Origin of the sequence: Agrococcus sp. HG114 (genome assembly GCF_024723325.1) — a bacterium.
Lineage (GTDB): Bacteria > Actinomycetota > Actinomycetes > Actinomycetales > Microbacteriaceae > Agrococcus.
In genome coordinates, this window is the sequence record NZ_JANQCH010000093.1 from 1 (window position 1) to 9,329 (window position 9,329).

General features: G+C 73.1%; 7 protein-coding genes and 1 pseudogene. 3 read left to right on the forward strand and 5 right to left on the reverse strand.

Annotation, left to right across the window (positions count from 1 at the left end):
• Window positions 1-479, reverse strand: a pseudogene (locus NWP09_RS09440) (hypothetical protein); the annotation flags it as partial.
• Between the two features lie 126 nt (window positions 480-605).
• On the opposite strand from NWP09_RS09440, the gene NWP09_RS09445 reads away from it, so the two are divergent.
• The 3 genes from NWP09_RS09445 (at window position 606) to NWP09_RS09455 (ending at window position 3,564) form a co-directional block, all read left to right on the forward strand.
• A complete protein-coding gene (locus NWP09_RS09445; protein WP_258275261.1) occupies window positions 606-1,577 on the forward strand; it encodes a 1-phosphofructokinase family hexose kinase in 972 nt (323 codons plus the stop codon).
• A gap of 73 nt (window positions 1,578-1,650) precedes the next feature.
• On the forward strand, window positions 1,651-2,097 hold the full coding sequence (locus NWP09_RS09450; RefSeq protein WP_258275262.1) for a GNAT family N-acetyltransferase: 447 nt from the start codon (window positions 1,651-1,653) through the stop codon (window positions 2,095-2,097).
• Between the two features lie 21 nt (window positions 2,098-2,118).
• Window positions 2,119-3,564, forward strand: a complete 1,446-nt coding sequence (locus tag NWP09_RS09455) for an alpha-amylase family glycosyl hydrolase (RefSeq protein WP_258275263.1) — start codon at window positions 2,119-2,121, stop codon at window positions 3,562-3,564.
• A 125-nt stretch (window positions 3,565-3,689) separates the two neighbouring features.
• Here NWP09_RS09455 and NWP09_RS09460 read toward each other — a convergent pair whose 3' ends face one another.
• From NWP09_RS09460 to purH, 4 genes are all read right to left on the reverse strand, one after another.
• On the reverse strand, window positions 3,690-5,498 hold the full coding sequence (locus NWP09_RS09460) for an ABC transporter ATP-binding protein (protein ID WP_258275264.1): 1,809 nt from the start codon (window positions 5,496-5,498) through the stop codon (window positions 3,690-3,692).
• Window positions 5,495-7,366 (reverse strand): ABC transporter ATP-binding protein, encoded by a 1,872-nt coding sequence (locus NWP09_RS09465; RefSeq protein WP_258275265.1) that lies wholly within the window; start codon window positions 7,364-7,366, stop codon window positions 5,495-5,497. Before NWP09_RS09465 ends, NWP09_RS09460 begins: the two co-directional genes overlap by 4 nt.
• A gap of 283 nt (window positions 7,367-7,649) precedes the next feature.
• The gene (locus tag NWP09_RS09470; protein WP_258275266.1) at window positions 7,650-8,240 is read right to left on the reverse strand and encodes an adenylate kinase; all 591 of its coding nucleotides are present in this window, start codon (window positions 8,238-8,240) and stop codon (window positions 7,650-7,652) included.
• Window positions 8,241-8,270: 30 nt separating this feature from the next.
• Window positions 8,271-9,329 (reverse strand): bifunctional phosphoribosylaminoimidazolecarboxamide formyltransferase/IMP cyclohydrolase (gene purH, locus NWP09_RS09475; RefSeq protein WP_258275267.1); only part of this gene is annotated, 1,059 nt, incomplete at its 5' end.

The window sequence follows — 9,329 nt, forward strand, 5'->3', positions numbered from 1 at the left end:
CCGACGACGAGCAGCGTCGAGGACGCCTGCCGCAGCCGCGCCGCGAGCCGGGCGGCGTCGGTGGGGGCGACCCGGCCGGGCGAGGCGGCGAGCACGACCGGCATCGCCTCGGCGAGGCTCGCGACGACGTCGAGCCAGGCGCGACCCGGCTGCGGCACGAGCGCGATGCGGTCGATGGGCACGCCCAGGTCGCGCGCCGCCTCGATGCCGAGGTCGGGCATCCCCACGATCGCGCCCCACGCGCCGGGCGGCAGCGTCGCCCCCAGGCACGCGAGCGCGAGGCTGCGGGATTCGATGCTGTGGGCGGCTCCCGCGCGCAGCGCGCGCACGACCTCGTCGAGCCCCGCGGGAGCCGACTCGTCGATCGGCGGCGCCTGCTGCGGCAGGGCCTGCTGCATGCCCCGCAGCCGCTCGCGCAGCGCCTCGATCGTCGCTGTGCGCTCCTCCCCGGTGCGGCGCTCGAGCCTCGTCGATGCCATCCCCATCCTTCCATGATCGAACGTGTGTTCGAAGCGGTCAACCCCTCGCGGCGTGTCGAGCCATCCCCCGCGTGACAAGATCGAGCGAGCCCTGAGCTGGACGAACCCGACCGATGAGGAGGCCGGATGGCGACCGACGCTCCCCGCTCCCCCGACGCATCCGCGACCCTCGCACCCACCGCTGACGCGCCCATCCTGTGCGTCACGACGAACCCGGCGATCGACATCACCTACACGATCGACGACCTGCGCATCGGCTCGAGCCACCGCGTGCCCACCGGCCTCGCCCGAGCGGGCGGCAAGGGCGTGAACGTCGCCCGCGTGCTCCACCAGCACCACGAGCCGGTCGTCGTCATCGCGCCGGTCGGCGGCCCCGTGCAGTCGCTGCTCGTGCACGACCTCGACCGCTCCGGCATCCCGCACCGCCTCGTCGAGGTCGACGCGCCGACCCGGCGCACGACCGCGATCGTCACCCCGGCCGGCACCACCAACCTCAACGAGACCGGCGAGCCGATCGACGCCGCGAGCTGGGACCGCCTGCTCGACATCGTGCGCGCCGAGGCGCCCGCCGCGCGCGTGATCGTCTCATCGGGCTCGCTCCCGCCGCAGACGCCCGCGGGCTTCTGCGCGAGCGTCGTCGACATCGCGACCGCCGCGGGCCGTCCCGCGATCGTCGACGTCGGCGGCGAGCAGCTGCGCCGCGCCGTGGCGCAGGGCGCGACCGCCGTGAAGCCCAACCGGCACGAGCTGCTGGACGCGATGGGCGGCAGCGACCCGCTCGACGCCGCCCGCCGGCTCGCCGCCCTCGGGACCGGGACCGTGTTCGCGTCGCTCGACGTCGAGGGGATGCTCGCGGTGCTGCCCGACGGCCGCGCGTGGCACGCGGTGCTCGACCACGTGCTCGAGGGCAACCCGACGGGCGCGGGGGACGCCGCGGTCGCCGCCATCGCGCAGGCGATCGCCGAGTCCGCGACCCTCGAGGAGCAGCTCGCGCGCGCCACGGCGTGGTCGGCCGCGGCGGTGCTCGCGCCCCAGGCCGGCACCATCGCCGACCCCGCCGAGCTCGCCGCGCGCATCCGCATCACGCCCATCGGGTGACGTCATCCAGCGGACGCCGAGCGTTCATCCACCGCCCGTCCGGCCCCGACCCGCTCGCTGGTACGGTGTCGCCATGACGACACTGCGCCTCGAAGAGCTGAACGCCGCCAACATCGTCGCGGCCAACGGCATGACGCTGAAGCGCGGCCAGGAGGCCTTCCTCGCCGCCAACACGCGCCTCGAGGAGTTCGTCAACACGCAGAGCGCATGGCAGCGCGTCGTCTTCGACGGCGACGAGCCGGTGGCCTTCGTCATGGCCAACTTCGACCCCGAGGTCGCCCGCGAGGAGTACCGCTCGGCGATCCTGCGCATGTACGTCGCGGGCGAGGCGCAGCGGCGCGGCGTCGGCAGCTACACCGTCGAGCAGGTCGCGGCGGAGGCGAAGCGCCTCGGCTTCGACCACCTCTACGCGGTGTGGGAGGAGGGCGACCTGGGCCCCGGCAAGTTCTTCCAGGCCGTCGGCTTCGAGATCATCGGCGAGAACGAGTTCGGCGAGGCCATCGGGCGCAAGACGCTCTAGCGACGACGCGGGCCGACCGCCGTGCGCCGCCTGACCGCGTGCCTCACGGCCGCCGCCGTGCTCGCGGTCTCGGGCTGCGCATCCGCCCCGCCTGAGCGACGCGACGCGGGGGTCGCGCTCTTCCAGTGGTCGTGGGACGCGATCGCCGCCGAGTGCGCGGTGCTCGGCGAGGCGGGCGTCGACTGGGTGCTCACCTCGCCGCCGCAGGAGCACGTCGACGGCGCGACCGCCGGGCTCGACGGCGCCGATGGCACCGAGTGGTGGTGGAGCTACCAGCCCGTCTCCTACGCGGTCGAGTCGCGGCTCGGCACCCGCGACGAGTTCGCCGCCATGACGGCCGCGTGCCGCGATGCGGGCGTCGACGTGTACGCGGATGCGGTGGTCAACCACATGGCCGGCGTCGAGTCGGGCACGGGCTGGGCCGGCACCGCGTTCACCCACTACGAGTACCCCGGGCTCTATGCGCGCGACGACTTCCACGACTGCGACCGCACGCCCGACGACGACATCGACGCGTACCGCGAGCCGTTCGTCATCCAGCACTGCGAGCTCGAGAACCTCGCTGACCTCGCCACCGAGAGCGAGCACGTGCGGTCGACGATCATCGCCTACCTCGAGGACCTGCTCTCGCTCGGCGTCACGGGCTTCCGCATCGACGCGGCCAAGCACATCGACCCCGACGACGTCGCGGCGATCGTCGCGGCGCTCCCCGAGGGAACGCCGGTCATCAGCGAGGTGATCCGCGGCGCGGGCGAGCCGGTGCAGCCCGAGCAGTACACGGGCTCCTCGACCGTGTGGGAGTTCGGCTGGGCCGAGCGCGTGGGCGCGTTCGTCGACGCCGGGCAGGCGCGGGCGCTCGCCGACCTCTCGCCCGAGGGCTACGGGCTGCTCGAGCAGGGGCAGCGCACGTTCGTCGCGAACCACGACACCGAGCGGAACGGACAGACCCTCTCCTACCGCGACGGCGGCGCGTTCGCGGCCGCGACCGCGGTGATGCTCGCGAGCGACTACGGCCCGCCGACCCTCCACTCGGGCTACGCGTTCAGCGACCGCGACGCGGGACCCGCGCTCGAGGCCGACGGGTCGGTGGCGGATGCGTCGTGCACGGGGAGCGAGCGGCCGGACCCCGAGGGAGGCTGGGCCGACGGCGAGTGGGTGTGCCAGCATCGCTGGCCGGGCATGCTCGAGCTCGTCTCGTGGCGCACGCGCGTCGTCGACGCGCCGGTGACGGAGCAGTCGTCGACCGGGTCGGTGCTCGTGTCGCTGCGCGGCGAGACCGCGGCGTTCGCGGTGCAGCTCGACGACGAGGCGGCTGCCGTCGAGGTGCCCGTCGGCCTGCCCGACGGCCGCTACTGCGACGTCGTCGTGCCGGGGTGCGCATCCGTCGTCGAGGTGGCGGGCGGCATCCTGGCGGTCGAGCTTGGCCCGTGGCAGGCGATCGCGCTCGACCGGTTCACGCGGCCGTAGCGACCCTCCCCGCTCGCCGAGCGGCCCTCCCCGCGACAGGTGCGCATCCGCCGACCGGGTGCGGGCATACCGGCACCCCGGTGGTGGATGCGCACCTGTCGGCGGGGCGACGCGCGGCAGCGCGGCTAGACGAGCGACTCGCGCCAGGCGCGGTGCAGCGAGGCGAACTTCCCGCCCTGGTCGATGAGCTCGGCGGGCGAGCCGTCCTCGATGATCCGGCCGTGCTCCATGACGAGCACCCGGTCGGCGATCGCGACGGTCGAGAGCCGGTGCGCGATGATGATCGCCGTGCGGTCGGCGAGCAGCGTCGTGAGGCCCTCCTGCACGAGCCGCTCCGAGGGGATGTCGAGCGACGCGGTCGCCTCGTCGAGGATGAGCACGCGCGGGTCGGCGAGGAACGCGCGCGCGAACGAGAGCAGCTGGCGCTGCCCCGCGCTCACGCGGCCGCCGCGCTTGTTCACTTCGGTGTCGTAGCCGTCCGGCAGCGCCTCGATGAAGTCGTGCGCACCCACCGCGCGGGCCGCGGCCTCGATCTCGTCGTCGCTCGCGCCGGGCTTGCCGAGCGCGATGTTGTCGGCCACGGTGCCCGAGAACAGGTACGCCTCCTGCGTGACCATCACGACCGCCCGGCGCAGGTCGTCGTTCGAGAGCTCCCGCAGGTCGACGCCGTCGAGCTGCACGGAGCCCGCGGTCGGGTCGTAGAAGCGCGACACGAGCTTCGCGAGCGTCGACTTCCCGGCGCCCGTCGTGCCGACGAGCGCGATCGTCTGGCCCGAGGGGATGTGGAGGTCGAAGTCGGGCAGCACGACCTTGCCGTTGCCGTAGGCGAACTCGACGCGGTCGAAGTCGATCTGGCCGCGCGAGGCGGGCAGCGACTTCGGCTGGGCGGGCTCGCGCACCGTCGGCTCCTCCTCGAGGACGCCCGAGATCTTCTCGAGCGCGGCCGACGCCGACTGGTAGCCGTTGAAGAACATCCCGATGCCCTGGATGGGCTGGAAGAAGTTGCGCGCGTACAGCGCGACGCCGAGCAGCGCGCCGATCTGCATCGATCCCTCGACGACGCGGAGGCCGCCGACGAGCACGAGCGTCGCGATCGTGACCGCGCCGATCACCATGATCCCCGGCTCGTAGATGCCGAAGATGTTGATCGTGCGGTAGTTCGCGTCGCGGTAGTCGTCGACCCGCTCGTCGAACTCGCGCTGGTTCGCGGACTCCTTGCGGAACGCCTTCACCGCGCGGATGCCGGTCATGGTCTCGACGAAGTGCACGATCATGCGGGCGCTCGTCGTGCGCGTCTCGCGGAACAGCACGGTCGAGCGGATCTGGAACCAGCGGGTCAGCAGGATGGCCGGGATGAGCGCGATGCCGATGATCAGGCCCGAGAGCGGGTCGAGCAGCGTCATCGCGCCGGCGGTGAAGCCCATGATGAGCACGCCGCGCACGAGCTCGTTGAGGCCCTGGTCGAGGAGGTCGCGGATCGACTCGAGGTCGCTCGTCTGCCGCGCGATGATCCGGCCCGAGGTGTACGACTCGTGGAACTCGAGGCTCAGCCGCTGCGCGTGCGCGAACAGCCTGCGGCGGAGCTCGAACAGCACCGTCTGGCTGATGCGCGCGATGCCGACCGTGTAGAGGTACATGAGCACGCCCGTCGCGATCGCGGCGACGACGTAGACGACCGTCGCGAGCCACAGCGGCATCCAGTCGTCCCGCTGCACGATCGCGGGCAGGCCCACGTCGATGCCGTACGCGATGAGCAGCGGGCCCGCGATGTTGGCCGCCGCGGCGACGAGCACGAACAGCAGCGTGAGCACGACACGGCCCACGTGCGGCTCCAGCAGCGCCCCGAGCAGCCGGCGCGAGCGCAGGCGGATCGCCTTCGACTCCGCCTTGGTGTAGTCGGTGCGGTCCTCGCCCTGCACGCCCTGCACGGTCATCGGGAGACCTCCTCGGTCTGCGAGTCGAGCTCCTCGAGGTCGATCGCCTGCATCGAGCCGGTGATCGTCTCGATGCTCGTCCTGTCGCGCTCGGCCTCCTCGAGGCTCGAGATCACGAAGCGGTAGTGCTCGCTGCGGGCGAGCAGCTCGGTGTGGGTGCCGACGTCGACGATGCGGCCGTCGCGCATGAGCGCGACCCGGTCGGCGAGCTGCACGGTGCTCGGGCGGTGCGCGACGATGAGCGCGGTCGTGCGCTCGAGCACGTGCCGCAGCGCCGCCTCGACCTGCGCCTCCGTCTCGACGTCGAGCGCCGAGAGCGGGTCGTCGAGCACGAGCACCGCGGGGTCCGCGGCGACCGCGCGCGCGAGCGCGAGCCGCTGCCGCTGGCCTCCGGAGAGGGAGAGGCCCTCCTCGCCGATCTGCGTGTCGAGGTCTTCCGGAAGGTCGCGCGCGAAGTCGGCCTGCGCGATCGCGAGCGCGCGGTCGAGGGCCTCCTCGGACGCATCCGGAGCACCCATGAGCACGTTCTCGCGCACCGTGGCGGAGAACAGCGTCGCGTCCTCGAAGGCCATCGCGATGTGGGTGCGCAGCTCCTCGAGGGTGAGGTCGCGCACGTCGACGCCGTCGAGCAGCACGCGGCCGCCGGTCACGTCGTAGAGCCGCGTCGGCAGTGCCGTGAGCGTCGTCTTGCCGGAGCCCGTGACGCCGATGAGCGCCATCGTCTCGCCCGGCTCGATCACGAGGTCGGCGCCGTCGACGAGGTCGCGCTCGTGGGGCTGCGCGTCCTGGTAGCGGAAGTGGACGTCCTCGAACACGAGCCGCCCCTTCGGCTCCGCGATCGTCTTCGGCTCCGCCGGGTCGACGATCGTGTTCTCGGTGTCGAGTATCTCGTGGAAGCGGCGGGAGGCGTTCGAGGCGTCGATGAGGAAGGCGAAGAGGAAGCCGATCGACTCGATCGGCCAGTTGAGCACCATCGCGACGGCGAAGAACGCGAAGAGCGTGCCGACCGTGATCTGCCCGCTCGCCGCGAGCCACACGCCGAGGAAGAGGCACACCGCGTACGACACGTAGGGCACGATCGTGAGCCACATCCAGAGGCTGCCGTCCATGCGGGCCTTGTCGATCTCGGTCTCGCGCAGGCGCTTCGCCTGGTCGGTGAAGCCGTCGAGCGCGTGCCGGCCGCGGCCGAAGGCCTTGAGGACGCGGATGCCGTGGATGGACTGCTCGACGGTCGTGGCGAGGTCGCCCGCCTGGTCCTGCGCGGCGCGCGAGACGCTGAAGTAGCGGCGCTCGAAGCGCAGCGCGACGAAGACGATCGGCGCCGAGAGCACGACGAAGACGCCCGCGAGCAGCGGGCTCCAGAAGAACAGCACGCCGATGCCGACGACGAGCGTGATCGCGTTCACCACCAGCAGCGGTGCGCCGAAGGCCGTGAAGCGGCGGATCATGCCGAGGTCCTGCACCGCCCGGCTGAGCAGCTGCCCCGACTGCCAGCGGTCGTGGAACGCGACGGGCAGCGCCTGCAGCTTCGCGTAGAGGGAGCGCCGCATCGAGGCCTCGACCTTCGTCGACGGCAGCGTCACGAGCACCCGGCGCAGGTAGACGAAGAGCGCCTCGCCGAGCGCGAGCGCGAGGATCGCGAGGCCGACCGGCCAGACCGCGGCGGCATCGCCCGACGCGAGCGGGCCGTCGACGAGCGCACGCATCGCGATGGGCGTCGCGAGGCTCAGGAGCGCCGACAGCAGCGCCGCACCCGTGCCCCACAGGAGGCGCGGCAGGACGGGCTTGAGGAACGGCAACAGGCGCGAGAGCGCGCGGAGGTGGCCGATGGGCCTGGTCTCGGTCTGATCCGGAGACGTCGAGGACATGAGGGGATCCTTCGCGGTCGCAGGCGTGGTGGGCCGGCGATGGTGGGGCGCGACGGGTGGGTCGCTGGGGTTGAGCGGCGTCGGCGTGCGACGCGAGGGCGAGCGGAGCTCGCGGCGGGGCGTGCCCTGCGCCCTAGGCTGCGAGGCCCGTGTGGCGGACGCGGAGGGCCGGGGCGGCAGCGATCGCGGTGGTCGTCGTCGTGCTCATGGCAGCCTCCTGGCGTCGGTCGCACCTGGGTGGCGCGGACAGCCTTCGATCCTAAGCAGATGCATAGCGGCGTGTCTACCGCCGATCGGCGTTTCCCAACGACTCGCGCTCGCGCCCGTCGCGGCCGAGCGCCTCGAGCAGTCGCTCCGCCTCGTCGGGCCTGCGCAGCAGCAGCACCGGGGGCGCTGCAGCGTCGGCGTGCAGCGCTCGCGCCTGCTGGCGCTTGCGCCGCCACGAGCGGAAGTGCCAGACGATCACCGAGTCGCGCGCGACGGCGAGCCGCAGCGTCTCGACGTTCCCGTTGCACACGCGCTCGCGCGTGCGGATGCGCCGGGCGGTGCGGCGGACGAGTCGCGCGAGCGAGACGCGCCGCTCGTAGTCGAGCGCGACGATCGCGTCGGCCCGGTCGAGCGCCTCCGCGGCGATCGACGACCGGAGCGCGTCGATGACCCACGCGTCGCGCTCGAGGATCGGGAGCACCCGCGCGCGCTGCTCGTCCCGCGGCACCTCGACCCAGCCGGGATCCCAGCACAGGTCGTCGAGGTGGACCGCGGGCAGCCCGAGCCGGGTCGCGAGCGCCGCCGTCATGGTGGACTTGCCCGACCCGGTCGCGCCGAAGCACACGACGCGGCGGGCGCGCCGGAGGTCGTCGATCGTGCCCGCCATGCGGGCGAGGCTAGCGCGCGCCGCCCTGCGTCAGTGCGCGAAGTGCCGCTCGCCGGTGAAGTACATCGTGATGCCCGCGGCGTTCGCGGCCGCGATGACCTCCTCGTCGCGCACCGAGCCGCCCGGCTGCACGACCGCGCGGACCCCAGCGTCGAGCAGCACCTGCAGGCCGTCCGCGAAGGGGAAGAACGCGTCCGAGGCCGCCACGGATCCCGCCGCGCGGTCGCCCGCGCGCGTGACCGCGAGCGCGCACGAGTCGACGCGGTTCACCTGGCCCATGCCGACGCCGACCGACGCGAGCCCCGAGGCGAGCAGGATCGCGTTCGACTTCACCGAGCGCACGGCACGCCACGCGAACTCGAGGTCGGCGAGCACCGCGTCGGGCACGTGCGAGCCGCTGACCCGCCGCCACGTGTGCGACGAGAAGCCCTCGAAGGTGTCGGGCTGCTGCACGAGCACGCCGCCCGAGACCTGCCGCAGCTCGGAGCCCTCGCGCGCGTAGTCCGCCGGCAGGCGCAGGAGGCGCACGTTCTTCTTCGCCGTGAGCAGCTCGAGCGCCTCGGGCTCGAAGTCGGGCGCGACGACGACCTCGGTGAAGATGTCCTTCACCGTCTCGGCCATCGCGCGCGTGACGGTGCGGTTCGCGGCGATCACGCCGCCGAAGGCCGAGACCGGGTCGCACGCGTGCGCCCGCTCGTGCGCCGATGCGATCGCGTCGGCGGCGCCCGGCGCGGCGACCGCGATGCCACACGGATTCGCGTGCTTGATGATCGCGACCGCCGGCTCGGTGAAGTCGTAGGCGGCCCGCAGCGCCGCATCCGCGTCGACGTAGTTGTTGAACGACATCGGCTTGCCGTGCAGCAGCTCGGCCTGCGTGATCCCGCGGCCGCCCGGCAGCGCGAACAGCCCCGCCTGCTGGTGGCTGTTCTCGCCGTAGCGCAGGCCCTGCACGAGCGTCGCGGCGCCGACCGCGCGCAGCAGCCCGGTGGCGCTGCCGGTGTCGGGGGCGGATGCGTCGGCGTCGGTGGCGGCGCTCGTCGCGTCGGCAGCGCGCCCGGCCCGCTCCCCCGGCTCGACGAGCTCGGGACG

Coding starts and splice junctions, on each gene's coding strand:
- NWP09_RS09445 (WP_258275261.1), top strand. CDS start 606: ATGGCGACCGACGCTCCCCGCTCCCCCGACGCATCCGCGACCCTCGCA.
- NWP09_RS09450 (WP_258275262.1), top strand. CDS start 1,651: ATGACGACACTGCGCCTCGAAGAGCTGAACGCCGCCAACATCGTCGCG.
- NWP09_RS09460 (WP_258275264.1), bottom strand. CDS start 5,498: ATGACCGTGCAGGGCGTGCAGGGCGAGGACCGCACCGACTACACCAAG.
- NWP09_RS09465 (WP_258275265.1), bottom strand. CDS start 7,366: ATGTCCTCGACGTCTCCGGATCAGACCGAGACCAGGCCCATCGGCCAC.
- NWP09_RS09470 (WP_258275266.1), bottom strand. CDS start 8,240: ATGGCGGGCACGATCGACGACCTCCGGCGCGCCCGCCGCGTCGTGTGC.